Origin of the sequence: Isoalcanivorax pacificus W11-5 (genome assembly GCF_000299335.2) — a bacterium.
GTDB lineage: Bacteria > Pseudomonadota > Gammaproteobacteria > Pseudomonadales > Alcanivoracaceae > Isoalcanivorax > Isoalcanivorax pacificus.
Genome location: NZ_CP004387.1, coordinates 743,456 through 768,387, shown reverse-complemented (window position 1 = coordinate 768,387; position 24,932 = coordinate 743,456). Strand labels below are relative to the sequence as shown.

The following is a 24,932-nucleotide window of genomic DNA, read 5'->3' as shown; positions in this document are numbered from 1 at the left end:
ATGCCACAGAAGGTTTCGCACATGCCCTGACAGCCACGCTTCACCGAGGAGCCACGACGATGTCCCAGGAGATTCTCAGCCTTACCGCCACCCGCATGCTGACGCTGTACCAGCAGCGCAAGCTCTCGCCCGTGGAGGTCACGCGCGCCATGCTGGATCAGATTGCGCGCCTGGATCGCCACACCAACGCCTACTGTCTGGTCGATCCGGACACTTCGCTGGACTGGGCCCGCGCCTCGGAGCAGCGCTACCAGCGTGGTGAAGCGCGAGGCAAAGTGGATGGCGTCCCGGTGGCCGTCAAGGATGTGTTCCTCACCCCCATGTGGCCCACCGTCAAAGGCTCGCGTGTGATTGACCCGGCCACCACGCTGGAAAAGCGCTCACCCTGCGTGGCGGCACTGGAACGCAACGGCTATGTTCCCCTGGGCAAGACCACCACGCCGGAATTCGGCTGGAAAGGCGTCACCGACAGCCCGCTCTGCGGCAGCACCAACAATCCCTGGGACGTACAGCTCACCGCCGGCGGCTCCAGCGGTGGCAGTGCCGCAGCCGTCGCGCTCGGCATGGGGCCGCTGGCGCTGGGCACCGATGCCGGCGGTTCGATTCGTATTCCCGCCGGTTTCTGTGGCATCACCGGCCTGAAACCGACCTTTGGCGAAGTACCGCACTGGCCGGCCAGCCCGTTCGGCACGCTGGCACACGCCGGGCCGATGACCTGGACGGTGGAAGACTGCGCGCTGATGATGAACGTGCTGACCGAAGCCGACCCGCGCGACAGCCAGGCCGCTCCCCGGCGCCACGTGGATTATCTCGCCGCGCTCGCTGGCGGCGTCGAGGGCCTGCGCATCGCCTTCAGCCCGTCGCTGGGGTATGTGGATGTGCGCGACGATATCGAGCAGGCGCTGCGCGAAGCGGCGAATATTTTTGCGTCCCTGGGTGCCACGGTGGTGGAAGTGGACCCCAGCTTCAGCGACCCGCTGGCCGCCTTCGGCCACCTGTTCTACGGCGGCGCCGCCAACGCCATGCGCGAACTCGGCCCGCGCAAGCGTGCGCAGATGGACCCGAACCTGGTCGCCGTGGCCGAAAAAGCCGCACAACTGAACATGCTCGATTATCTGGGCGCCGTGAACGAGCGCATGGCACTGAGTGAGCGCATGGCCAACTTCCACTGCAAATACGATCTGCTGCTCACGCCCACGTTGCCGATCACCGCGTTCGAGACCGGGCGCGAGGTGCCGAAGGACTGGCCCAGCACGCGCTGGCCCACCTGGACGCCGTTTACTTACCCTTTCAATCTCACCGGCCAGCCGGCGCTCTCGGTGCCCTGCGGGCTGGGCCGCGACGGCCTGCCGATCGGGCTGCAGATTGTGGGCGCACGCTTTCGCGATGAGCTGGTGCTGCGCGCCGGCCACGCCTGGCAACAGGCGATGCCGGACACGCTGCAACGGCCACCGCTGTTCTACGGCGAACCCGCCCTGCAACGGGAGGCATGAGCAATGGCCAAACCGGATATGGATTTCTACGAATCCCAGGACCCGATCTGGAACCCGGCACTGCTGACCATTCCGGTGCCGGGCATTCGCCGCATGGTGAACCTGGCCGCCAATCTGGACGATGTGATTCATCTTTCCATCGGCCAGCCGGACATGAGCGCGCCGGCGCATGTGGTGGAAGCAGCGGTGGAAGCACTGCGCGCCGGCCAGACCGGCTACACCATGGACGCCGGCCTGCCGGAATTGCTGGAAGCCCTGGCGGACTATTACGGCCAGCGCTACCAGCGCGCGCTGACACCGGAAAATATTCTGGTGACCACCGGCGCCACCGAGGCGATTTATCTGGCGCTCACCGCCACCTCTGCGCCAGGCCGCGAGTTTATCGTGCCGGACCCGTCGTTCATGCTCTATGCACCGCTGATCCGCATGAACGGCGGCGTGGTAAAAAGCGTCCCCACCCGCGCCGAAAACAATCACCAGCTCGACCCGCAGGACGTGATCGATGCCATCGACATGAACACCTATGCGATCGTGCTCAATTCCCCGAGCAACCCCACCGGCACCATCTATCCGCGCGAAACGGTGGAGGCGATTGTCGAAGAAGCGGCCTATCGCGGCGTCTACGTGATTTCCGATGAGGTCTACGATCATCTGGTCTACGACGGGCGCGAATACCCCGGCGTGCTGTCCTGCTGCAGCGACCTGGACCACGTGATGGTGGTATCGAGTTTCTCGAAGACGTTTTCCATGGCCGGTATGCGCATCGGCTGGCTGATCGCCAGCCAGGGCGCCATTCGCAAACTGCGCCGTTATCACATGTTTACCACCACCGTGGCCAACACGCCCTGCCAGTGGGCCGGCGTGGCTGCCTTGCGCGGCGGGCGCGGTTTTATCGACGAGATGCTGGCTGAATACACCCGCCGGCGCGACCGGCTGGTGGAGCTGGTGGCCCAGACGCCGCACCTGACCGGCTACACACCGGAAGGGGCGTTCTACCTGTTCCCGTCACTGCCGGAAGGGATCGACGGCGAAAACGTGGCCTTGCGGCTGCTCAAGGAAACCCGCGTCTGCACGATTGCCGGCGGCACCTTTGGTGACAGCTGCAACAATGCGCTGCGGATCAGCTATTCGACCTCGCTGGACAATATTGAGCGGGCGTTTGAGCGGATTATTCCGTGGATGGAAAAACAGGACTTCTGATGAAGTCCTGTTTTTACGGCGAGCTGCGGGCTGTTGTCGAATGACGTTGCGCTTTTTCTTCAAGCCCGTCAGGGCATCTCATCCACTTCCGTGCGCTCCGGCACAACGAAATCTTCCTTGTCGACTTTCATCAACAGCAGCAGGCCGTTGGCAACGTAGACGGATGAATACGTCCCCACCAGCACACCGATGATCAGCGTGATCGCGAAGCCGCTGATCATTTCACCCCCAAACACATACAGTGCAATCAGCACCAGCAGCGTGGTCGCCGAGGTGATCATGGTGCGGCTCAGGGTCCGGGTGATGGAGTGGTTGATGATGGTGCGGGTGTCCGATTGTCGCGAGCTGCGGAAATCTTCCCGGATATGGTCCGCGATCACGATGGTATCGTTGATGGAATAACCCACCACAGCCAGCACCGCCGCCAGCACCGTCAGGTCGAACTGCCAGCGGAACAGCGCAAAAGCCCCCAGCACCACGATCACGTCGTGGACCAGCGCCAGCAATGCGGCCACACCGAATTTGTTGGTAAACCGGAACCAGATGTAGGCCAGCATTGCGCCCATGGCAAACAACACTGCCAGGCCGGACTGGTCGCGCAGTTCGTCACCCACCTGCGGGCCAACGAATTCTACCCGGCGCAGCTCCAGCGACGGCACCGCCGAGGAAACCATCTCGAACACGGCCAGCCCGACTTCGTCACCATTGTCGGTTTCATGTGGTGGTACACGCACCACCACATCCCGGGAAGACCCGAAGTGCTGCACGATCGCATCGGCATAGCCACCTTCGGCCAGCGCATCGCGCAGGTCGTTCAGGGCGATGTCCTGCGGCGCGGCCACTTCCACCACGGTGCCGCCGGTGAAATCCAGGCCCAGGTTCAGGCCACGGGTCGCCAGCAGCACCACTGAGGCGAGCACCAGCACGATGGACAGAATGCCCATCGGCAGGGCCAGCTTCATGAAGTTCACGTTTTTTTCCGGCGTCGTCGTCATGGTCGTCACCTCAGATACTCAGCCGTGTCGGCGCACGCTGACGCGCACCATAGAAAAGATCCGCCAGCGCACGAGTACCGATGATGGCCGTGAACATGGAAGACAAGATGCCGATAAACAGCGTGACGGCGAAGCCCTGCACGGTGCCGGTGCCGGCAGCAAACAGGATCACGGCCACGATCAGTGTGGTGATGTTGGCATCCAGAATGGTCTGGAAGGCACGATCATAACCGGCATCGATGGCCTGCAACGGCGGCCGCCCATCCGCCAGTTCCTGGCGGATACGTTCGTAGATCAGCACGTTGGCATCCACCGCCATGCCCACCGTCAACACGATACCGGCAATGCCCGGCAGGGTCAGGGTCACGCCCGGGATCATCGACATGATGCCGATGATGACCACCAGGTTACCCAGCAGCGCGATATTGGCGAAGATACCGAATACCTTGTACCGCACCAGCATAAAGCCCAGCACCAGCACCAGGCCCAGCAGCATGGATTTCATCCCGGCTTCGATGTTGTCCGCCCCCAGGCTCGGCCCGATGGTACGTTCCTCGGCGATGTACATCGGTGCCGCCAGGCCACCGGCACGCAGCAGCAGCGCCAGCTCCGCCGCACCCGCCGGGCTGTCCAGGCCGGTGATGCGGAAGCGGCTGCCCAGCGTATCGCGAATGTTGGCCACGTTGATCACATAGGCTTCGCGGTAGGTGTTGGCTTTCTGCTCACGCTCACCGTCTTCATTGATGACGGTTTCAATGTCGGTGCGGGTTTCAATGAACAGCACCGCCATCGGCTTGTTGACGTTGCGCGAGGTCACGCGCTGCATGTTGCGGGCGCCTGCGGCATCCAGCGAGATATTCACTTCCGGCTGGCCGTTCTCGTCAAAGCCCATCTGCGCATTGGTCACCTGGTCGCCGGTGACAATATTTTGCCGGCGCAGGATGACCGGGTTGCGGGTGTCGCCCTTGAAGGGAAAGATTTCCGTACCCGGCGGGGCAATGCCCGACCTGGCGCGGGCCGGGTCCACATCATCGGCCACCAGCCGGAATTCCAGCGTGGCGGTGCGGCCGAGAATCCGGCGTGCCTGGCTGGCGTCCTGCACACCCGGCAGTTGCACCACGATGCGGTCCGCGCCTTCGCGCTGTACCACCGGTGAGGCCACGCCCAGTTCGTTGACGCGATTGTTCAGCGCCGTGCGGTTCTGGTCGATGGCGTAATCCTGAATTTCGCGCAGGGCGGTTTCGGTCAGGGTGAAGCGCAGCTGGTTCTGTTCGTATTCGCGCCGCTGGCTGAATTCCACGAACTGTGTGCCCACGGCACGCTGTGCGGCATCCACGTCTTCAGCGTTATCAAACCGCGCAATCACCTCGCGGCCTTCGTAGGTCACTTCGCGATAACGGATACCCTGGTCACGCAGCAGCACCCGCAGCTCGGCCGCCCAGGCATCCAGCCGCTGGTCGATGGCGGTGTCCATGTCCACCTGCAACAGGAAGTGCACCCCACCGCGCAGGTCCAGCCCGAGGCCGACCGGGCTGGCACCGATGGAACGCAGCCACGGCGGGGTCGTCGGCGCCAGGTTCAACGCCACGACATAATCCCGGCCCAGGGTACGTTCGGCCAGCTCACGGGCGCGCAATTGCGCCTCGCTGTCGTTCAGGCGCAGCAGCCAGGAATCGCCCACGGCTTCGCCGGCGCCATAACCGATACCCGCCTCGTCCAGGGCGGCATTCAGGCGCGAGATCGCATCCTGCGATACCTGAACGCCAGCTTCGGAACGGGTGATCTGGATCGCGGGCGCATCCGGATACAGGTTGGGCAGGGCATACAGGCCGCAAACGACCAGCACAACCAACAGCAGGATGAACTTCCCGCGCGGGTAGCGGTTCATGTGAATCTCCGGCGGATCAGATGGACTTGATGGTGCCTTTCGGCAACGTGGCCTGGATCGACTGCTTCTGCATCTTGATTTCCAGGTTGTTGGCGATCTCGATCACCACGTAGTCATCGGTCACTTTGTTGACCTTGCCGAGCATGCCGCCCGCCGTGACCACTTCATCGCCCTTGGCCAGTGCGGCCACCAGCTCGCGATGCTCTTTGGCGCGCTTGGTCTGCGGACGGATCAGGAAGAAGTAGAACACCACCATCATCACAACGATGAAGATCAGCTCGAAACCGCCACCACCGGGTGCCCCTTGCGCGGCAGCGGGGCCAGCGAGCAGCAGGCCGGCAAGCACCAGCGGCAGACGCGCCACCAGGTCACTGACAACATTCATTTTCTGGCTCTGTTTCATGGTTTGCTCCGTTCAGACAGCCGTCAGCACGGGGACCGGCAGGCCCCGTGCCCTGTAGAAATCATCGATAAAGGCGGACAATGTACCCGCTTCAATAGCCCCTCGCAATCCGGCCATCAGGTTCTGGTAATAGCGCAGATTGTGGATGGTCCCCAGCTGTGCACCGAGCATTTCACCGCAGCGATCCAGGTGATGCAGGTAGCTGCGGCTGAAGTGACGGCAGGTATAACAGTCGCAGGTTTCATCCAGTGGACCGGTGTCTTCCCGGTGGCGCGCATTGCGGATCTTGATCACGCCCTCGCGGGTAAACAGGTGGCCATTGCGTGCGTTGCGGGTGGGCATCACGCAGTCGAACATGTCCACACCGCGACGTACTGCCTCGACGATATCCTCCGGGCGGCCCACGCCCATCAGGTAACGGGGCCGGTCCTGCGGCATGTGCGGGGTAATCTCGCCGAGGATACGCAGCATCTCTTCCTGCGGCTCACCCACTGACAGGCCACCGATGGCGTAACCGTCAAAGCCAATGTCCGCCAGCCCGGCCAGCGACGCCTGCCGCAGTGCCGGGTACATGCCGCCCTGGATGATGCCGAAGCAGGCCGCATCATTGCCCTCGTGCGCGGCCTTGCTGCGCTGCGCCCAGCGCAGCGACAGCTCCATCGACTGCCGCGCCTGCTGCTCGGTGGCCGGGAACGGGGTGCACTCGTCGAAGATCATGCAGATGTCGCTGCCCAGGCTGCGCTGCACCTGCATGGCACGCTCCGGCGACAGGAACACCTTGTCGCCATTGATCGGCGAACGGAAGGTCACGCCCTCTTCGGTGATCTTGCGCAGCTCGCCCAGGCTGAACACCTGGAAGCCGCCGGAGTCGGTCAGGATCGGCTTCGGCCACTGCATGAAACCGTGCAGCGAGCCGTGCTGTTCGATGATGTCGGTACCGGGCCGCAGCATCAGGTGGAAGGTGTTGCCCAGGCAGATCTCGGCGCCCGTGGCGAGCAGATCGCTGGGCAGCATGCCCTTCACGGTGCCGTAGGTGCCCACCGGCATGAAGGCCGGTGTCTGCACGGTGCCGCGCGGGAAGGCCAACTGGCCGCGCCGGGCCGCGCCATCCTGGCCGAGCAGGGAAAAGGACATGCGGCTCATGTGGCATCCTCCGCGCGTTCGATAAACATCGCATCACCATAACTGAAGAAGCGGTATTGCTGCGCCACCGCCTCGGCATAGGCGGCAAGCACCCGCTCGCGGCCAGCAAAGGCGCTGATCAGCATCAGCAGCGTGGAACGCGGCAGGTGGAAGTTGGTCACCAGCGCATCGACCACGCGGAAACGATAGCCGGGGACAATAAAGATGTCGGTGTCGCCCTCGCCGGCCCGCAGCGCACCGTCGCCTGCCGCCGCCTCCAGCGCGCGCAGCGAGGTGGTCCCGACGGCCACCACACGGCCGCCCCGGGCGCGGGTCGCCGCCACTTCATCCACCAGGCTCTGCGGCACCTGATAGCGTTCGCTGTGCATCACGTGGTCTTCGACCTTGTCGACGCGCACCGGCTGGAAGGTACCGGCGCCCACATGCAGGGTCACAAATGCCTGCGCCACACCCTGCTCCGCCAGGGCAGCCAGCAGCGGCTCGTCAAAGTGCAGACCGGCGGTGGGCGCCGCGACAGCGCCGGGGTGCCGGGCATAGACGGTCTGATAGCGGCTCATGTCCTGCTCGTCATCCGGCCTGTCTATATAAGGAGGCAGCGGCACATGGCCAATGCGCGCCAGCACATCCAGCAGCGGCGCCTCTCCCTGGAACACCAGCTCGAACAGATCGCCCTGCCGCGCCACCATGGTGGCGCTCACACCGTCATCAAACTGCAGGCCGGTGCCCGGCTTCGGCGCCTTGGACGCCCGCACATGGGCCAGCGCCGTGTGGGTGCCGGTCAGGCGCTCGATCAACACCTCGACGCGGCCGCCACTGTCCTTCTGGCCGAACAGGCGCGCGGGAATCACGCGGGTATCGTTGAACACCAGCAGGTCGCCAGGACGCAGCAACGCGGTCAGATCAGGGAATTGCCGGTGCGCCAGAGCGTCACGGGTCAGCGCCAGCAGCCGGGAACCGGCCCGCTCGGTGGCCGGGCGCCGGGCGATCAACTGCTCCGGCAGGTCAAAATCGAAATCATCAACACGCATCGCACTTTACCGGCACGACTTTGGGGGGCCGCAGGATACTAGGCGCGCCGGACGCACGCCAGCGCTCAGGACGCGTAGCTCAGCGCCGGATTCTTGGCTATACTGCCGGCCCACCGTGCCAGAGTGGTGAAATTGGTAGACACGACGGATTCAAAATCCGTTGGGGTAAAACCCGTGCCGGTTCGAGTCCGGCCTCTGGTACCATCTGTTCGCCCCCTGCTCCACCCGCCAGCCAAGGGACTTCGCCGTCGCCATGACCTCCGAGCTGCCCGCCGCTTCCCTGATCCGCCGCCTGGCCGCGCTCGGCTACGATGCCCTGCTGCTGATCGCCCTGATCTTTATCACCACCGGCATCATCGTGCCGCTGTACACCCATTCCGGCCTGCCGGTCACGGATATCAATGGCGTGGTGAAGCCGCCGGTCTGGTTTGCCCAGGGCGTGCTGCTGCCACTGTTGCTGCTGGAAATCTGGGGGTTTTATGCCTGGTTCTGGCTGCATGGCGGCCAGACGCTCGGCATGAATACCTGGCGCATCCAGGTACGCCGCGCCGATGGCGCACCGCTGACATTGAAGGATACAGTCAAACGCTTCGCCGCCGGCCTGCTGTCCTGGCTGCTGCTTGGCACCGGCTACCTGCTGGCGCTGGTGCCGCCGCAGCGGCAGACCCTGCATGATCGCCTCTCCGGCACCGTCGTGGTGACGCTGCCGAAGAAGGAAAAGAAAAAGAAGAAGTAGGCCTCAGCGCACGCGCCTGAGCAGCCAGATACCCAGCCCCAGACACAACAGCGGTGGCAACGCCGCCGCCATCACCGGCGAGGTGTTGAACACCAGGCTCAGGTGGCCGAAGAACTGCTGTCCATAGTAGAAAAGCAAACCGGCCACGATCCCGGCAGTGAGCCGCAGCCCCATGGTCACTTCACGCAGCGGCCCGAAAATAAAGGAAATCGCGATCAGCACCATGCCCAGCGTGGCCAGCGGTTGCAACACCTTCTGCCAGAAAGAAAGCTGGTATTCGGACGCCTCCAGCCCCTGCTGTTTGAGGTAGCGGGAATATTCCACCAGCTTGGTCAGCGCCAGCCGTTCCGGATCGAGCACCACCACCGACAGCAACTCCGGTGTCAGGCTGGTTTCCCAGACGCCATTCTCCTGCGTGTAGGGCACCACTTTGTCTTCCAGCAGCTGGCTGCCGCGTACGCCTTCCATAAACCAGTGGCCACCCTGATAAATGGCCCGCTGGATAAACTGTGCTTCTTCCAGCGTGCGGTCGGCACGGAAACGATAGCGGGTCACGCCATAGAGCACGCCGTTGGGCTGCACGGCGTTGATATGAATGAACTCGTCGCCTTCCCGGTGCCAGTAACCGTAGCGCGAACTCAACGCTTCGCCACCGCCTTCGGCAATGGCGCGATTGCTCTGTGCAATCTGCTCGGTGTACGGGGACACAAATTCGCCTACCGACATGCCCACCAGCAGCAGTACCAGCGCCGGACGCAGCACCATCCAGCTGACCCGCCCCACCGACACACCGGCCGCCCGGATCACCGTCAGTTCGCCGCTGTTTGCCAGCACCCCGAGCCCGATCAGCGTACCCAGCAGAATCGCCATCGGCAGGAAATCGGAAAACCGCCGGGGAATGGTCGTGAACACGAACTGCAGCGCCTGCGCGGCCTGATAATTGCCACGCAGCCCTTCCAGCTCGGCAATGAAACTGAACAGACAGTCCAGCGCCACCAGCACGCCGATCACCCCCAGCGACGCAATCAGCACCGCCCGCCAGAGATACCCGTTCAGCAACCTCATGCCGACATCCCCCGCGTATAGCGGCGGCGCGCCCACCAGGCCGGCACCAGATACAGGCCCAGCACCAGCAGCATGGCCAGCACATGAATCCAGATCATCGACAGGTACGGCGGCACCTCGTCCGCCGGCGCATCGCTGATGGCACTGCGCATCACCAGCAGCAGCCCCATATAGAACATGTAAATCAGCACCGCCGGGATCAGCTTGCCGAAACGTCCCTGGCGCGGGTTCACCCGGGCCAGCGGGATCGCCGCCAGCGCCATGACCGGCACGATGCCGATCAGCGACAGGCGCCACTGCAATTCCGCGCGGGCTTCATTGCTCGGGCTCGCCATCAGTTCGGTGGTATCCCAGCTTCGCGTTTTCGGCGCACGCACCGTGCCTTGTTCGCGACCGATACGAATCAGCGCCCGCTCAAAATGCACCTTGCGGAAATCCGCATCGCCCGGCCGCCCCTGGTACTGGTAGCCGTCCACCAGCTCCAGATAGCTCATGCCATAGGCTTCGGTCACCTTGCCGCGCTGCGCCCAGACCGTGACCAGCTCCGTGGTTTCTTCTTCGCTGGCGGCCAGGCGAAACTCGGACAGAAACACGCCCTCCAGTGCCTCGTCCTTGCGGTTGAGCGATTCCGCATAGGTGGCACGATAGCCATCGTCACTGCCGCGCACGTGAAAACGGCCCGGCGTCAGCAACTCCAGTACCGAGCGCCCTTTCTGTTCCTCGAACAGGCGCGCCACCTCGGCATCGCCCTTGGGGGTCACGTACAGCGAGAACAGCGCGATCACTGCCGTGGTCACCAGCACCGGCAGCGCCATGGCGCGCATCAACGACCCTTCGCTGATACCGCAGGCCTTGAGCACCACCATCTCGTTGTCCACGTACATGCGGCCCAGCACCAGCAGCACGGCGATATACAGGCTCAGCGGCAGGATCATCTGCAGGAATTCCGGCATCCGGAACGCCATGATCATGAACAGCGCATCGGCAGCGATGTCGCCCACGGCGGCTTCTGCCAGGTACTTGATAAAGCGGCCGCTGACCAGCACCATCACCAGCACAAAGGTGACGACCACCGTGGTCATGAAAAGCTGCCTGTTGATATAGCGGTAGAGAATCAAACCGTATCCTGCCGGGTTGAGTTCGTTTGAGAGCGATGCCGGCGCATTGTAACCCAGGAGATGAGATGGAGTACGCAGTCAGCGGCAAGGCCGCAGCCAAACTCAAGGTGGACTGTCTGGTCGTGGCCTTGGGCAAGGGCGCCAAGGACCTGCCGGTCACGCTGCCGGACGCCACCCGTGCATTGATCAATGAATACGTCAAAGACGGTGATTTCAGCGGTAAAAAGCACCAGACGCTGCTGCTGCAACGCCCGCCGGCGATGTCCGCCAAACGTCTGCTGCTGGTCGGCACCGGCGTTGAGGGCGAGTTGAACGTACAAGCTTTCTTACAACTTGCTGCCACCGTGGCCCGCAGTGTGGGCGCCACGGGTGCCACCAGCGCGGCCCTGTTGCTGGACAATCTGGCCGTCAAGGGCCAGGACGCGCCGTGGCTGGTTCGCGAAGGCGCCCGCGCGCTGGCCGACAATCTCTACCGCTTCGACGAATACCGCAGCGAGAAACCGCCGGCCAGCCGCCTCAGACATTGGACGCTGCTGAGCACCGCGACCCCGGCCGCCGCGAAAAAGGCACTCAATGAAGGCCTGGCCATTGCCGCCGGCATGGCGCTGGCGAAGGACCTCGGCAACCGCCCGCCGAATGACTGCTACCCCACCTACCTGACCGGCGTCGCCAAAGAACTGGCCAGCCAGTACCCGGCCCTGAAGGTGAAAGTGATCTCCGAGCAGCAGGCCGAGAAGATGGGCATGGGCGCCTTCTGTGCCGTGGCCCGTGGCAGCGAGCGCGACGGCCAGATCATCGTGATGGAATACCACGGCGCCAAGGGCGACCCGGTGGCACTGGTGGGCAAGGGCATCACCTTCGACACCGGCGGCATCTCGCTCAAGCCCGGTGCCAACATGGATGAAATGAAATACGACATGGGCGGCGCCGCCAGCGTGTTCGGCACCGTGAAGACCGTCTGCGAGCTGGGCCTGCCGATTCATCTGGTGGCCGTGATCGCCGCTGCCGAGAACATGCCTGATGGCCGCGCCTCTCGCCCCGGCGATATCGTCACCACGCTGTCGAAGCAGACCGTGGAAATCCTCAACACCGACGCCGAAGGCCGGCTGGTGCTGTGTGATGCCCTCACCTATGTGCAGCAGAAGTACAAGCCGCACACAGTGGTCGATATCGCCACGCTCACCGGCGCCTGCGTGATCGCCCTCGGCAGCCATGCCCAGGCGGTCTATGCCAACGACGCCGAGCTGGCCCAGGCGCTGCTGGAAGCCGGTGACGAATGTGGCGACCGGGGCTGGCCGATGCCGCTGTGGGATGACTATCAGGAGCAGCTCGACAGCCCGTTCGCCGACATGGCCAACATCGGCGGCCCGAAAGGCGGCTCCATCACCGCCGCCTGCTTCCTGTCGCGCTACACCAAAGAGGTGAGCTGGGCGCACCTGGATATCGCCGGCACCGCCTGGATCAGTGGCGGCAAGCAGAAAGGCGCCACCGGCCGCCCGGTGCCGATGCTCAGCCGTTACCTGATCAACCTGGCCGGCAAGCAGGCATGACCGAAGTCCTGTTCTATATCAGCAACACCCCCGGCATCCGCGCCAGCCTCGCCTGGCGCATTGCCGAAAAGGCCTGGCGCCAGCAGCGCCGGGTCTATATCCACACCGCCTCCGAACAGGAGGCGCAGGCGCTGGACGCGCTGTTCTGGGAACAGCCGGCCGGCGCCTTTCTGCCGCACGCCCTGCTCTCCGACGACGCTGCGGCCGGCAGCCCGGTGGTACTGGGCTTCGGTGATGACCCCGGCGAGCACCATGACGTGCTGATCAACCTGGCGCAGACCGTACCCGACTTCTACAGCCGCTTTACCCGCGTGGCCGAGATGATCTGCGGCGAAGAGAACCAACGTGCCAGTGGCCGCGCACGCTGGAAGTTCTATCGCGACCGCGGTTATCCGGTACAGGATCACCGTCTGTGATCAGCGTACTTGCACGGTGACATCTTCCTGACAAAAAATGCCCGCATAGCCTGAACTGACTGGGGACATTGAGGGCACGCACCATGAGCCAGGATTCCAAGCACCCGAATGGCGCTCTGCACGCCAGCCGCCACGGCCTGCTCAACGAGCTGGACGACATCCGCAGCCTGCTTGGCGAGGACGACGCCGACCTGCTCGACATTCCCCTGCTGGAACCGGAAGGCGACAGCCATACCCAGATTCCGTTGCTGGACAGCAGCCCCGCCACTCCCGACACCCATCCGCTGCAGCAAGCGCTGGCAGAGCGTGAAAACCCGTTCCTGCCCCGTGCCGCCATCGAGCGGCTGGCGCGAGAACGCCAGCAGATGCCCGCCGCCCTGCAACCGACGCCTGCTCCGGTGCCACCGCCGCTGGCCATCAGCGACACCCCCAACCTGGACGACCGCGCCATGCGCGCCCTGGTGGACGAAACGCTGGCGGCCTGGCTGCCGCGCATAGAGCGCGAGCTGCGCGAACGGCTGCTGCGGGAACTGCGCGGCGAAGATGACTGAACATCGGCCCTGAAGCCAACCGCATAACCCTGTATAATCGCCCGCTTTCCTCCTTCTTCTCAGCCCGGGCGATATTCCTGACCATGGACAAGACCTACCAACCTGACGCCATCGAACAGCGCTGGTACCAGCGCTGGGAACAAGCCGGCTATTTCGCCCCGCAAGGCGAGGGCGAGCCCTACAGCATCATGGTGCCGCCCCCAAACGTAACCGGCTCGCTGCACATGGGCCATGGTTTCAACAACGCGGTGATGGACACGCTGATCCGCTACCGCCGGATGCAGGGCCGCAACACCCTCTGGCAACCCGGCACCGACCACGCCGGCATCGCCACGCAGATGGTGGTGGAGCGCCGCCTGGCCGCCGAAGGCAAGACCCGCCACGATCTCGGCCGCGATGCCTTCATCGAAAAAATCTGGGAATGGAAAGCCGAATCCGGCGGCACTATCACAGGCCAGATGCGTCGCCTGGGCTCCTCGCTGGACTGGTCACGCGAGCGCTTCACGATGGACGAGCAGCTTTCCCGCGCCGTGCAGGAAGCCTTTGTCCGTCTGCATGAAGAAGGCCTGATCTATCGCGGCAAGCGCCTGGTCAACTGGGACCCGACACTGCACACCGCGATTTCCGATCTGGAAGTGGAAAGCCAGGAAGAACAGGGCCACATGTGGCACTTCCGCTACCCGCTGGCCGACGGCTCCGGGCATCTTGTGGTCGCCACCACGCGCCCGGAAACCATGCTCGGCGATACCGCCGTGGCGGTACACCCGGAAGACCCGCGCTACCGCGACATGATCGGCAAGATGATCCGCCTGCCGCTGGCGGACCGCGAGATCCCGATTATCGGCGATGACTATGTCGACCCCGACTTCGGCTCCGGCTGCGTCAAGATCACGCCCGCGCACGACTTCAATGACTACGACGTCGGCAAGCGCCACAACCTGCCGATGATCAACCTGTTCACCATCGACGCCGCCATGAACGACGAGGTGCCCGAGGCCTACCGCGGCATGGACCGTTACGTGGCGCGCAAACAGATCGTCAGCGACCTGGATGCCCTCGGCCTGCTGGAAAAAGTCGTCGACCACAAGCTGATGGTGCCGCGCGGCGACCGTTCCGGCGTGGTGATTGAACCGTACCTCACCGACCAGTGGTTCGTGGCGGTGGAAACACTGGCGAAGCCGGCCATCGACGCGGTGGAAAACGGCAGCATCCAGTTCGTGCCAAAACAGTACGAGAACATGTATTTCTCCTGGATGCGCGACCTGCAGGACTGGTGCATTTCCCGCCAGCTGTGGTGGGGCCATCGCATCCCGGCCTGGTATGACGAGGCCGGCCAGGTCTACGTCGGCCGCAGTGAAGCAGAAGTGCGCGCAAAGCACGGCCTGGGCGACGCACCACTGCGCCAGGACGACGATGTCCTCGATACCTGGTTCAGCTCCGCACTGTGGACCTTCTCCACCCTCGGCTGGCCGGATGACACGCCGGAACTGAACACCTTCCACCCGAGCAGCGTGCTGGTGACCGGCTTCGACATCATTTTCTTCTGGGTCGCCCGGATGATCATGATGACACTGAAATTCACCGGCGAAGTGCCGTTCAAAACGGTGTATGTCCACGGCCTGGTGCGTGATGCCGAAGGCAACAAGATGTCAAAGTCGAAGGGCAACGTGCTCGACCCGCTCGACCTGATCGACGGCATCAGCCTGGATGACCTGGTGGCCAAGCGCACCAGCGGCCTGATGCAGCCACAGATGGCCGCGCGCATCGACAAACAGACACGCAAGGAATTCCCGGACGGCATCGCCGCCTATGGCACCGACGCGCTGCGTTTCACCTTCCTGTCACTGGCCGCCACTGGCCGCGACATCAAGTGGGACATGGGCCGCATCGAGGGCTTCCGCAATTTCTGCAACAAGATCTGGAACGCCGCCCGTTATGTGCTGATGAACACCGAGGGACAGGACTGCGGCCTCGACGGTGGCGAGGTCGAACTGAGCCTGTCCGACCGCTGGATCATCTCCGCACTGCAACGTGCCGAACAGGAAGTGAGCGAAGCACTCGACAGCTTCCGCTTCGACCAGGCGTCCTACGCAGCATACGAGTTTATCTGGAACGAATACTGCGACTGGTATCTGGAACTGTCCAAACCGGTGCTGTACGGCGACCAGTACAGCGAAGCGCGCAAGCGCGGCACCCGGCGCACACTGGTGCGCGTGCTGGAAGCGCTGCTGCGCATGGCGCATCCGTTCATGCCCTTCATCACCGAGGAAATCTGGCAGCGTGTCGCGCCGCTGGCTGGCGTGCAGGGGGACAGCATCATGCTGCAACCCTACCCCGCCGCCAACACCGCCAAACTTGACGCCCAGGCAGAGCAGGATATCCAGTGGATCAAGGACGTGATCACCGCCGTGCGCAACATTCGCGGCGAGATGCGCATTGCGCCGGGCAAGGAACTGGACGTGTTCCTGCACAACGGTGACGACGAAGACCGCCGCCGCCTGGAAGAAAACCGGGCCTTCCTGAGCAAGCTGGCCCGGCTGTCGTCCATTACCCTGCTCGGCGCCGACGAATCCGCACCACCGTCCGCCACGCAGCTTGTTGGCCGCATGGAAATCCTGGTGCCGATGGCTGGCCTGATCGACAAGGACGCCGAGATCGAGCGCCTGAGCCGCGAGATCGACAAGCTGCGCAAGGAAGTCAGCCGCTGTGACCAGAAACTCAAGAACCCCGGCTTTGCCGACAAGGCCCCGGCGGATGTGGTCGCCCGCGAGCAGGCCAAACTGGACGAATTCCGTTCCAGCTTGGCGCGCCTGGAAGAACAGCTCGAAAAGATCAAATACCTGTAACCCCAGGCCCCTCCGGCACGCTCTGCTATACTCGGGCACACCCGATATAGCAGGGCCGTGCCCATGACCGATCCCACCGACCAGCGCCGCGACCGCATCCTCGCCGCCGCCCGCGAAGTGTTTGCCCGCGAAGGCTTTCGCACCGCCGAGGTGAAAACCATTGCCGAGACCGCCGGGGTCGGCAAGGCCACCATCTACAAGTTCTTCCAGTCCAAAGAGCAGTTACTGCTGGTGATCGTCGAGGAAAACCTCAACCAGATCCGCGATATTGCGCTGCGCCACCTGATCAGCGATGCGCCCCCGCTGGCCCGCATGGAGCGCGCCTGCCGCGCCATCGCCGCCTTTATTGCCAGCAACCGGGCCTTTACCCGCGTACTGGTGCAGGAAGCCGGCGATTTCGCCGGTGACATCCAGCGCCAGCACCTGACCCTGATTGAACAGAACCTGCCGCTGGCGGAAGCCTTCTTCAGTGAGTTGCGCAAGGACGGTTACTTCACTGCACTGAACACGCGTGAAACCATTCAGATGATGATGAATCTGATCATTGGTACCGCCTACACCTGGGCACTGACCGGGAGCGGCGATCTCGAAGAACAGGCCAGCGATTATCTCCGTGTGCTGATCAACGGCCTGCGTGCGCCTGCCAACAAGGGATAACATCATGACATCAATGCTGCACCACGGCCTGCTGCTGGCCGGCCTGATCACACTCGCCGCCTGCCAGAGCACACCGACCGCCCTCGACGCCGTGGAGACCGCCGTCGCCAATCCGCATCGCAGCGCCGACTTTGTCGCCCGCGATGCAGCGCGCCGACCCGCCGATACACTGCGCTTCTTCGACGTGCAGCCAGACATGACCGTGGTGGAGATCTGGCCGGGCGGTGGCTGGTACAGCGAAATCCTCGCCCCGCTGCTGCGCGACAGTGGCCGTTATTACGCCGCGCATTTCAGCGCCGACAGCGACGTGCCCTATTTCCGGCGCTCACTGGCCACCTACCGTGAAAAGCTGGCGGCCAACCCGTCGCTGTATGATCAGGTGATTGTCACCGAGCTGGCACCACCGGCAAGCACCGTGATTGCCCCCGCCGGTAGCGCGGACCGTGTACTGACCTTCCGCAACGTGCACAACTGGGCCAAAGCCGGCCAGGCAGAGGCGGCCTTTGCGGCCTTCTACCAGGCACTCAAGCCGGGCGGCCTGCTGGGGGTGGTGGAACATCGCGCCCCGGCCGGGCGCTCTTTTGAAGAGCAGATCGCCTCTGGCTATATGACCGAAGCCTATGTGATCGCGCTGGCGGAACAGGCAGGCTTCCAGCTGGTCGAACGCAGCGAGCTGAATGCCAACCCGCGTGACACGGCGACGCATCCGGCCGGCGTCTGGACCCTGCCGCCCTCGTTGCGTCTGGGCGACACCGACCGGGCGCACTATCTGGCCATCGGGGAAAGTGACCGCATGACGCTCAAGTTCAGGCGGCCCGAGTAGGCGGGGTGTTACCGGGGCGGGGCCAGCAGGTCGTCGTCGACCTCGCCCAGTACTACAGCTTCGGCAATGCCAGTCATGACGCGTTTGCAACGTAGCAATTCGCCATCACTGACCTGGTCGTTGCCACGGCTGAAAAGATAGAGAGAATAGTTCTCGAGGTTCCAGAGCATGGTGCGCAGCACCAGCGGATCGAAACGGCGTCCGATCAGGCGTTCGATTTCATGACTGAGAATCTCCACCGCCAGCGTCTGGCCGTTCTCACGGTACGGCGCCAGCGGCGAACCGGTCCGGCGGGCTTCCTCCATCATCAGGCGGATCACCGGCCCCATGGACACGTGATAATCAAAATAGATGTTGGTGGTATTACTGATAATGTCCTTCACCGTCGCCGATTGCTGAACCTGCTCGCGAAAGCGCAGGATCATGTTCTCGACGAAAATGCGGTAGATGCTTTCCAGTACATCCACCTTGTTATTGAAATATTTATAGAAGGTACGCCGGGAAATATCGGCGGCATCAAGCAGATGCTGTACCGTGGTACGATGCAAACCACGCTGGGCAAACACGCCCATGGAGTGAATCAGAATCTCCGCCCGCGCCTGGGAGCGCTGTATGTTGCGGTCCTGGCCCTGGTAAGTATCCAGCACCTGATTCACTACTTCTCGGATTGCGTCGAGGTCCTGATGAGCCTTGTCGTCCATGGAGTCTGCTTGCTGTCACTGTGAAATCGGGAGGTCAAAGCTTAACCAACCCGGCCCCCAGCGTAAACAGAGAGTCTATCCCATCCGTACCAGAACGGACCGGGCAGCGGGCGTCTGGCCCGCATACCAGCTAGGGAGGCGAGGTTATGTCGGCACATTTTCTTCCGGTCGCGATGGTGGCGCTGTTTGCCGCCTTTACCAATGAGGGTTGCGAATTCGGCAACCGCAGTGACGATGGCCGCGCGAGCTTCGCACTGATCGACGGCCCGGCGGAGCGGGTTGACCTGGTCAAACTGACTATCAACCGCATCACCCTGGGCTACGAGAACGGCTCCGTGAACCTGCCCATCGACCCGCCGGTGGTGATCGACAACCTGCTCGATTTCCAGGGCACCAACGCCAGACAGCTCCTGCCGCTGGAAGAGGTGCGTGATGGCACTTACGACTGGATACGGCTGTATATTTCCGAGCGCAACGACGATTCGCTGGTGCGCGAACGTGAAAACGGACAGGAATTCCCGCTGCAACTGGAGGAGGATGCCGTCAGCGGTACCGAAACGCGCTACCTGCAGCTGAACCAGTCGTTCCGCATCCCCGATGACGAAGATGCCCGCTTCACCCTGGAACTGGACCTGCGCAAAGCCCTGCTGAAACCGGAAAGCAGCTACTATCTGCTGCGCCCCACCCTGCGACTGGCCCGCAATGAAGACAGCGGCACGATAAGCGGCACCGTCGCGGAGGCACTGGTCACGGCCGACTACTGCACCAGCGACAACGCCGCCGATGAGGGCCGCAGCCTGGGCAACAACGTCTATCTGTACCGGGGTGCCGGCGTCAACATGGGCGATATCTATACCAATCGCGCAGGGACGCCCATTGGCAGCCGCAACCCCTATGCCACCGCGCAGGTCATCAAGGACACTGGCAGCAGCGAATACAGCTTTGAATTCGGCTTTATCCCGGCGGGCAGCTACACGCTGGGCGTCACCTGCCAGGGCATGGCGGACGAGCCGATGAGGCAGGACTCTCTGCGATTTGATGCACGCCAGGAAATCGTCGTTGAGGCGGGAGAAGTGCTGGAGTTGGACCTGCTGTAAGGCTTTGCGGGGCGACCGCCCCGCAAAGGTCTATACGGTCAACAGTGGGCCGTTGCCGTCATCCGCGCGGGGCCTGCGAAGCCGCACCCAGACCTTCTCGTGAAAGTGGTAGGCCACCGTGTTGACCATCGGCTCGACCAGGGCCACTGCGCCGCCCACCATCCAGTCGCCGGTCATTATCCCGACGACGATGAAAGCAACAATGATGTGCATGGCACCGAACGTCGCTGTCTTGATCATGGGACTCTCCTGAACTGCCAAACCGCCCGTAGTGGGAATCATTCTTGTCTACAGGATGCCAGATTTCGCACGGACAGGAAGGATGTTGCCTTTGTCACATCAATAGCCCTTATCTATCGATGATCAGGCCAGCCGCCGGGCGACCATTGGTGCCCGCTCCGCCTCGCGCGCCTGCCCCCGCTCCCCATCTGCACTGAGCCGGAAACTGCCGATCAACGCCTGGAGCTGGTCCGCCTGGACGCGCATCTCGTCGGCCGCCGCACTGGCCTGCTCCACCATCGCGGCATTGTGCTGGGTCATGCTGTCCAGTTCGGCCACAGCGGTGTTGACCTGCCCGATGCCACGGCTCTGTTCCTGAGCACCACTGCTGATCTCACCGATCATGCGCGTCACCTGCTCGATGCCGGCAACCACGTCTGTCATGGTATCTCCAGCCTTGCGGACACCGTCCGCGCCCTGCCGGGTATTGCCGACAGATTCTTCCACCAGTGAGCGGATATCCCGCGAGGCCTCGCCACAGCGGCTGGCAAGGCTGCGTACTTCCTGCGCCACCACAGCAAACCCGCGCCCATGCTCCCCGGCACGTGCGGCCTCCACAGACGCGTTCAACGCCAGGATATTGGTCTGGAACGCGATGCCATCAATCAGCGACACGATGTCATTGATGCGGGCAGCGGATTCATTGATACGTTGCATGGTCCGCTCCACCTCGCGCATTGCGCCGTGGCCTTCATGCGCCACATTCACCGCCGACTTGGCCAGCTCGTCTGCCTGCTGTGCCACATCGGATGAATTCCCCACGGTGGCGGTAATTTCTTCCATCGAGGCGGAAGTCTCCTGCAGATTGGCCGCCGTCTGTTCGGTACGCGACGACAGCTCCTGGCTGCTTTGGGCGATCTCATCGGCTGCGCGATGCACACTGCGCGCGCTGTCACGGACCGACTGCAACGTGACGTCGATGCGCGAGATAAAACGGTTAAACTGCTGCGCGAGCTCGCCGATTTCGTCACGTCGGCGGCTGTCGATCCGCGCTGTCAGGTCGCCGTCGCCCTCGGTGATTTCGCGAATACGCCCGCTCACCTGCTCGATCGCCCGCGACATCATGCGTGGGCCCATCAGCGCCAGCGCAGCGGCCAGCACAAACACCACCGCCACAAACAGCGCAACGGCCTGGCCCTGTCGCCGGATGCGCGTCACTGTCGCCTTTTCCAGCTCTGCTACCTTGGCGTCGGCGGCTTCGCCCGCCACGTTGTACATTCCTCGCAGCGCTTCAAAGGCGCTCAGGGAAGGGCCTTGCAGCTGCGCCCTTGCCGCCTCTGCCTCGCCGGCGTTCCAATACGTCAGCACCTTTCCGGAGGCACTGCGCCATTCACGATACAGCGCCTCAAAACGGTTCAGGCGGCGCACCACCTCCGGGTAATCCGATAGCAGCGAGATGAACACCTGCATGCGCTCATACGCCTGCACGGCATCCTCTTCGTAAAGACCTGCCAGCGCCATCAACCTGGGCGAGCCCGGTGCCTCTGCCAGATATTCCACTTCAGACAACCGGGCCTGGTACAGGTCCCGGTCGCCATTGAGCACCGCAGACACCGCCGGATTAAAGACGCCGCTGAACGCCAGCATTCGCTCACGCACCGTATTGACCAATAACGCATCCACCACTGCAACGAGCAACACGGCCAGCGCCACGCCGATAAACGCCAGCGCATATTTAATCCGGATTTTTCCAAACCACTCGCCCATACGTCCCTCGATCAGCTACGCACACACAGCCGGGCGGATGCCCGGCGTAATGTCCGTTTTATCGGCCGTCTGGCGAGTGAACTTGAACAGGGCTCAGCACGAGGCGGCCCTGGCAGACCGGGGACGCAGGACCAGCGCGGTCAGAGCCGGTAGGAAGGTGAGTGTAATAAATGCTGTCCCCAACAGGCCGGCCAGCACCACGATGCCCACGCCGCGGTACAGCTCCGTGCCTTCCCCGGGCAGCAGCACCAGCGGTGCCAGGCCACACACGGTGGTGATGGTCGTCATGGCAATCGGTCTCAGGCGGGTATGGACTGCGTCACTCACGGCGCTGATCACATCCTGCCCCTGCTGCTGGTTGAGCATCGCCTGATGCACAATCAGGATCGGATTATTGACCACCGTCCCCATGAGAATCAGAAAGCCGAGCATGGTGATCATGTCCAATGGCTGTCTCAGGCTGCCGAGCCCCGATGCCTCCATGAGCAGCCCGATGCCGTTGAACAGCAACAGCCCGACGATACCCGCCGCAATCCCCACCGGAATGGTGGTCATGATGAGCAACGGGAACCCCCAATGCGTAAAGATCGCCACCAGCAGCAGGTAGACAATTACCAGCGCCACCAGATAATTCAGCGATAATGCCTCACGCGTTGCCTGCAACTGATCGCTGGCGCCGGAAATATCCAGCGTAACCTCCGCCGGAATCCGGCCCTCCTCACGCAATGCGGCGACCACATCCTGACTGACCCGTTGCACGCCGGTTTCCAGCGGAATATCCCGTGGCGGGATAATGTTCAATGTCACGGTCCGACGGCCATTCACCCGGCGCACCACGCTGGTGTCCACCGTCTCGACGATCTCCACCAGCGACGACAGCGGCAGCACGGTGCCACGTGGCGTATGGATCATCAGGTTGCCCAGGGTATCCAGCGATGCCTGCACTCCCTCGTCGCTGTAGGCATAAATATCAATCTTCGCATCGCCGAAATAAAACTCATCGAGAAAGGCGCCGTCCGTCAGCGCCGCCACGCTGAAACCGATCTCTTCGGCCCGCATGCCCACCTCCGCCGCACGTTCCCAGTCCGGGCGCACTTCCACCAGGGGCTGCGCCAGCGCCAGGCTGGGCGGGTTCGACTGGATGCGGGGATTGTCCAGCACCTGCTCTGCACGCGTATAGGCGGCCAGTGCCACCTCGTACAGCGTGGCCAGGTCCGGCCCGGCAATATCCAGATTTACACTCCGGGTGCCGCCGTCATTGCTGGAAATGATCGACCCCCGGGCGGCAAATGCACGCATGCCGGGATAGCGTTCATAGTACGCGCTCAGGCTGTCCATCAACGGTTCGATATCCGCCGGGTCCACCGCTTCTGCAATGATGCGCAGGCGTTGCGCATCCACCCCGAGATTCATGTAGGCCATGGCCGGCACCGGCACCTCACCGCGATGAAACCGCGCCGGGTCATCGCCCACAAACGGCAGGAAATGCGCTTCCACCTCACGGCCGATCTCGCTCATGGTCTGCAGGTTGTAGCCCGGCGGCGCATTCATCGCCGCAAAGGTCTTTGCCTCCTCACCTTCCGGCAGGTATTCAGCGGCGGGCGTCAGCCAGACAATCACCACCACACAACCGGCAACCGTCGACGCCACTACCACCGCCCTGCGGCGCGTGGACCGGATACAGGCCACTGACAACCGGTGCAGCCGCTGCATCCAGGGGCTGGACGCGCCGTCATGCGCCACCACCGGGCCAAAGTCCAGACGCGCGGACAAGGTGGGAATCACCGTCATCGACACCAGCATCGATACCAGAATCGACGCCGATACCGCGATGGCGATATCCGAGTACAGTTGCCCCGCTTCCTCGGCAATGAACACCACCGGCAGGAACACCAGCACGGTGGTCAGCGTGGAGGCCAGCACCGCTGGCCAGACTTTGCGGATCCCTTCCACCGCCGCACGCATGCGCTCCAGGCCCCGGCGGCGCTCCAGCTCAATGCTTTCCAGCACGACAATACTGTTATCCAGCGTCATGCCGATGGCGAACGCCACGCCAGCCAGTGAAATCACGTTGATCGTGCGCCCGGCCAGCAGCAGGCCGAGGAACGCGGCGATGGTACATATGGGAATACCCACCACACCGACCAGTGTCACCTTCACGGAACGCAGGAAGAGATACATCACCAGCGTTGCGAACAGCGCCCCCAGTGCCAGATTGATCCAGACATTGCGCACCGATGCCTCGACATAGCGGACGTCATCTGAAATCAGCGACATGCGCATGCCGGCCGGCTCCAGCACCTCCTGATTGATCAGCGCCACCTGCTCCGTCATCGCCCGCTTGATCGCGATCACGTTCGAGCCACTTTCCCGGCGCACCGCCAGGCTGATCACCGGGTCACCATTGACGCGCGCCTCGGCGGTGATCGGAAAGTGGTCCAGCACCACCGTCGCCACATCGCCCACCCGGATAACCGCATCGCCACGGCGCGCAATGATCAGCGTTTCCAGTTCGTCGATCTCGTCAAAGCGCCCCACGGTGCGCAGCAGATAACGGCGCTTGCCACTGTCCAGTTCGCCGCCGGACACATCCCGGTTTCGCGCACGCAACGCCTCGCGTACTTCCAGCACCGAAAGATTGCGCTCGGCCAGCCGCGCCGGCTCAAACAGCAACTGCAACTGTCGCTCGGCGCCGCCACGCAACTCTGCCTGGGACACACCAGACACGCTTTCCATACGTGGCCGGACATTGTCGTCAATAAAATCACGCATCATGTCCATATCCACGCCCCGCGGATTACCCGGTTGCGGTCCGATCTGGTAATACATGAAGGCGTTGGCGGAAAACGACGTGGAAAGAATGCGCGGCTGGTCCACGTTCAACGGGTAAGACGGCACCTGGCTGAGCGCGTTGTTCACCCGGATCAGGATTTCGGTAATGTCGACGCCAAACGGGAATTCCAGCTCAATCTCGGCGCTGCCACTGGTGGCCGTCGAGGTCATGCGCTGCAGGTTCGGGACATTGCGCAGGTATTCTTCCTGCTCGATCAGGATATCCTTCTCGATATCCTGCGGTGTGGCACCAGGCCACTGGGTCTGAACGGTGACCGTGCGCACCTCCAGGTCCGGAATCATCTGCACCGGGATGCGCAGGGCGGCCAGTATCCCCAGCACACAGACAATCAGCACCGCGACGGTCATCTGCGTGCCGTGACGGACAATCCCCTCAAACATTC

Annotated in this window: 21 protein-coding genes and 1 tRNA gene; 11 read left to right on the top strand and 11 right to left on the bottom strand. The window is 63.1% G+C overall.

Annotated features, from left to right (window positions below):
* Positions 1-59: 59 nt before the first annotated feature.
* Both S7S_RS03620 and S7S_RS03615 read left to right on the top strand, forming a co-directional pair.
* On the top strand, positions 60-1,493 hold the full coding sequence (locus S7S_RS03620; RefSeq protein WP_008738214.1) for an amidase: 1,434 nt from the start codon (positions 60-62) through the stop codon (positions 1,491-1,493).
* A 3-nt stretch (positions 1,494-1,496) separates the two neighbouring features.
* Positions 1,497-2,693, top strand: coding sequence for a pyridoxal phosphate-dependent aminotransferase (locus S7S_RS03615; protein WP_008738216.1), 1,197 nt, complete (start codon positions 1,497-1,499; stop codon positions 2,691-2,693).
* A gap of 68 nt (positions 2,694-2,761) precedes the next feature.
* Here S7S_RS03615 and secF read toward each other — a convergent pair whose 3' ends face one another.
* From secF to queA, 5 genes are read right to left on the bottom strand one after another with little or no spacing between them, the layout of a single operon-like run.
* Positions 2,762-3,688 carry a protein translocase subunit SecF gene (gene secF / locus S7S_RS03610; RefSeq protein WP_008738218.1) on the bottom strand — a complete coding sequence of 309 codons (927 nt, stop codon included), beginning with the start codon at positions 3,686-3,688 and terminating at the stop codon, positions 2,762-2,764.
* A 10-nt stretch (positions 3,689-3,698) separates the two neighbouring features.
* The gene (gene secD / locus S7S_RS03605) at positions 3,699-5,576 is read right to left on the bottom strand and encodes a protein translocase subunit SecD (RefSeq protein WP_008738219.1); all 1,878 of its coding nucleotides are present in this window, start codon (positions 5,574-5,576) and stop codon (positions 3,699-3,701) included.
* Between the two features lie 16 nt (positions 5,577-5,592).
* Positions 5,593-5,979: a preprotein translocase subunit YajC gene (gene yajC, locus S7S_RS03600; RefSeq protein WP_008738220.1), complete on the bottom strand. Its 387-nt coding sequence runs from the start codon at positions 5,977-5,979 to the stop codon at positions 5,593-5,595.
* 12 nt (positions 5,980-5,991) lie between these two features.
* Positions 5,992-7,113: a tRNA guanosine(34) transglycosylase Tgt gene (gene tgt / locus S7S_RS03595; RefSeq protein WP_008738221.1), complete on the bottom strand. Its 1,122-nt coding sequence runs from the start codon at positions 7,111-7,113 to the stop codon at positions 5,992-5,994.
* Between the two features lie 5 nt (positions 7,114-7,118).
* A complete protein-coding gene (gene queA / locus S7S_RS03590; protein WP_008738222.1) occupies positions 7,119-8,150 on the bottom strand; it encodes a tRNA preQ1(34) S-adenosylmethionine ribosyltransferase-isomerase QueA in 1,032 nt (343 codons plus the stop codon).
* Between the two features lie 117 nt (positions 8,151-8,267).
* Between queA and S7S_RS03585 the strand changes: the two genes are divergently transcribed.
* Positions 8,268-8,354 (top strand) — tRNA-Leu (locus S7S_RS03585).
* A gap of 49 nt (positions 8,355-8,403) precedes the next feature.
* Complete coding sequence (locus S7S_RS03580; protein ID WP_008738223.1) at positions 8,404-8,886, top strand: RDD family protein; 483 nt, start codon at positions 8,404-8,406, stop codon at positions 8,884-8,886.
* Positions 8,887-8,889: 3 nt separating this feature from the next.
* Here S7S_RS03580 and lptG read toward each other — a convergent pair whose 3' ends face one another.
* Positions 8,890-9,951 carry an LPS export ABC transporter permease LptG gene (gene lptG / locus S7S_RS03575; protein WP_008738224.1) on the bottom strand — a complete coding sequence of 354 codons (1,062 nt, stop codon included), beginning with the start codon at positions 9,949-9,951 and terminating at the stop codon, positions 8,890-8,892.
* A complete protein-coding gene (gene lptF / locus S7S_RS03570; protein WP_008738225.1) occupies positions 9,948-11,069 on the bottom strand; it encodes an LPS export ABC transporter permease LptF in 1,122 nt (373 codons plus the stop codon). The genes lptG and lptF overlap by 4 nt, the downstream gene beginning before the upstream one ends.
* A gap of 65 nt (positions 11,070-11,134) precedes the next feature.
* Here lptF and S7S_RS03565 point away from each other — a divergent pair, with 65 nt between their 5' ends.
* The 6 genes from S7S_RS03565 to S7S_RS03540 all read left to right on the top strand — a co-directional run bounded on the left by S7S_RS03565 (position 11,135) and on the right by S7S_RS03540 (position 17,912).
* Positions 11,135-12,619 carry a leucyl aminopeptidase gene (locus tag S7S_RS03565; RefSeq protein WP_008738226.1) on the top strand — a complete coding sequence of 495 codons (1,485 nt, stop codon included), beginning with the start codon at positions 11,135-11,137 and terminating at the stop codon, positions 12,617-12,619.
* Positions 12,616-13,035, top strand: coding sequence for a DNA polymerase III subunit chi (locus S7S_RS03560; protein ID WP_008738227.1), 420 nt, complete (start codon positions 12,616-12,618; stop codon positions 13,033-13,035). The genes S7S_RS03565 and S7S_RS03560 overlap by 4 nt, the downstream gene beginning before the upstream one ends.
* An 83-nt stretch (positions 13,036-13,118) precedes the next feature.
* Positions 13,119-13,586 (top strand): hypothetical protein, encoded by a 468-nt coding sequence (locus S7S_RS03555; RefSeq protein ID WP_008738229.1) that lies wholly within the window; start codon positions 13,119-13,121, stop codon positions 13,584-13,586.
* A gap of 83 nt (positions 13,587-13,669) precedes the next feature.
* The gene (locus tag S7S_RS03550) at positions 13,670-16,432 is read left to right on the top strand and encodes a valine--tRNA ligase (protein WP_008738230.1); all 2,763 of its coding nucleotides are present in this window, start codon (positions 13,670-13,672) and stop codon (positions 16,430-16,432) included.
* Between the two features lie 63 nt (positions 16,433-16,495).
* Positions 16,496-17,089, top strand: coding sequence for a TetR/AcrR family transcriptional regulator (locus tag S7S_RS03545; RefSeq protein ID WP_008738233.1), 594 nt, complete (start codon positions 16,496-16,498; stop codon positions 17,087-17,089).
* 4 nt (positions 17,090-17,093) lie between these two features.
* Complete coding sequence (locus S7S_RS03540; protein ID WP_144401583.1) at positions 17,094-17,912, top strand: class I SAM-dependent methyltransferase; 819 nt, start codon at positions 17,094-17,096, stop codon at positions 17,910-17,912.
* An 8-nt stretch (positions 17,913-17,920) separates the two neighbouring features.
* Here S7S_RS03540 and S7S_RS03535 read toward each other — a convergent pair whose 3' ends face one another.
* Complete coding sequence (locus S7S_RS03535) at positions 17,921-18,613, bottom strand: TetR/AcrR family transcriptional regulator (protein WP_008738242.1); 693 nt, start codon at positions 18,611-18,613, stop codon at positions 17,921-17,923.
* A gap of 146 nt (positions 18,614-18,759) precedes the next feature.
* Here S7S_RS03535 and S7S_RS03530 point away from each other — a divergent pair, with 146 nt between their 5' ends.
* Positions 18,760-19,710 carry a DUF4382 domain-containing protein gene (locus tag S7S_RS03530; protein ID WP_008738243.1) on the top strand — a complete coding sequence of 317 codons (951 nt, stop codon included), beginning with the start codon at positions 18,760-18,762 and terminating at the stop codon, positions 19,708-19,710.
* Positions 19,711-19,740: 30 nt separating this feature from the next.
* Here the strand turns inward: S7S_RS03530 and S7S_RS03525 are convergent, their stop codons facing one another.
* The 3 genes from S7S_RS03525 to S7S_RS03515 form a co-directional block, all read right to left on the bottom strand.
* Entirely contained in the window at positions 19,741-19,950 is a 210-nt protein-coding gene (locus tag S7S_RS03525; protein WP_008738245.1) for a DUF2061 domain-containing protein, read from the bottom strand.
* A gap of 123 nt (positions 19,951-20,073) precedes the next feature.
* Positions 20,074-21,696 (bottom strand): methyl-accepting chemotaxis protein, encoded by a 1,623-nt coding sequence (locus S7S_RS03520; RefSeq protein WP_008738246.1) that lies wholly within the window; start codon positions 21,694-21,696, stop codon positions 20,074-20,076.
* A gap of 93 nt (positions 21,697-21,789) precedes the next feature.
* Entirely contained in the window at positions 21,790-24,930 is a 3,141-nt protein-coding gene (locus tag S7S_RS03515) for an efflux RND transporter permease subunit (RefSeq protein WP_008738247.1), read from the bottom strand.
* Positions 24,931-24,932 lie beyond the last annotated feature (2 nt).

Bases quoted from the DNA above. Each gene is read 5' to 3' on its own strand.
- S7S_RS03620 (WP_008738214.1), top strand. From the start codon at position 60: ATGTCCCAGGAGATTCTCAGCCTTACCGCCACCCGCATGCTGACGCTG.
- S7S_RS03615 (WP_008738216.1), top strand. From the start codon at position 1,497: ATGGCCAAACCGGATATGGATTTCTACGAATCCCAGGACCCGATCTGG.
- secF (WP_008738218.1), bottom strand. From the start codon at position 3,688: ATGACGACGACGCCGGAAAAAAACGTGAACTTCATGAAGCTGGCCCTG.
- secD (WP_008738219.1), bottom strand. From the start codon at position 5,576: ATGAACCGCTACCCGCGCGGGAAGTTCATCCTGCTGTTGGTTGTGCTG.
- yajC (WP_008738220.1), bottom strand. From the start codon at position 5,979: ATGAAACAGAGCCAGAAAATGAATGTTGTCAGTGACCTGGTGGCGCGT.
- tgt (WP_008738221.1), bottom strand. From the start codon at position 7,113: ATGTCCTTTTCCCTGCTCGGCCAGGATGGCGCGGCCCGGCGCGGCCAG.
- queA (WP_008738222.1), bottom strand. From the start codon at position 8,150: ATGCGTGTTGATGATTTCGATTTTGACCTGCCGGAGCAGTTGATCGCC.
- S7S_RS03580 (WP_008738223.1), top strand. From the start codon at position 8,404: ATGACCTCCGAGCTGCCCGCCGCTTCCCTGATCCGCCGCCTGGCCGCG.
- lptG (WP_008738224.1), bottom strand. From the start codon at position 9,951: ATGAGGTTGCTGAACGGGTATCTCTGGCGGGCGGTGCTGATTGCGTCG.
- S7S_RS03565 (WP_008738226.1), top strand. From the start codon at position 11,135: ATGGAGTACGCAGTCAGCGGCAAGGCCGCAGCCAAACTCAAGGTGGAC.
- S7S_RS03560 (WP_008738227.1), top strand. From the start codon at position 12,616: ATGACCGAAGTCCTGTTCTATATCAGCAACACCCCCGGCATCCGCGCC.
- S7S_RS03555 (WP_008738229.1), top strand. From the start codon at position 13,119: ATGAGCCAGGATTCCAAGCACCCGAATGGCGCTCTGCACGCCAGCCGC.
- S7S_RS03550 (WP_008738230.1), top strand. From the start codon at position 13,670: ATGGACAAGACCTACCAACCTGACGCCATCGAACAGCGCTGGTACCAG.
- S7S_RS03545 (WP_008738233.1), top strand. From the start codon at position 16,496: ATGACCGATCCCACCGACCAGCGCCGCGACCGCATCCTCGCCGCCGCC.
- S7S_RS03540 (WP_144401583.1), top strand. From the start codon at position 17,094: ATGACATCAATGCTGCACCACGGCCTGCTGCTGGCCGGCCTGATCACA.
- S7S_RS03535 (WP_008738242.1), bottom strand. From the start codon at position 18,613: ATGGACGACAAGGCTCATCAGGACCTCGACGCAATCCGAGAAGTAGTG.
- S7S_RS03530 (WP_008738243.1), top strand. From the start codon at position 18,760: ATGTCGGCACATTTTCTTCCGGTCGCGATGGTGGCGCTGTTTGCCGCC.
- S7S_RS03525 (WP_008738245.1), bottom strand. From the start codon at position 19,950: ATGATCAAGACAGCGACGTTCGGTGCCATGCACATCATTGTTGCTTTC.
- S7S_RS03520 (WP_008738246.1), bottom strand. From the start codon at position 21,696: ATGGGCGAGTGGTTTGGAAAAATCCGGATTAAATATGCGCTGGCGTTT.
- S7S_RS03515 (WP_008738247.1), bottom strand. From the start codon at position 24,930: ATGTTTGAGGGGATTGTCCGTCACGGCACGCAGATGACCGTCGCGGTG.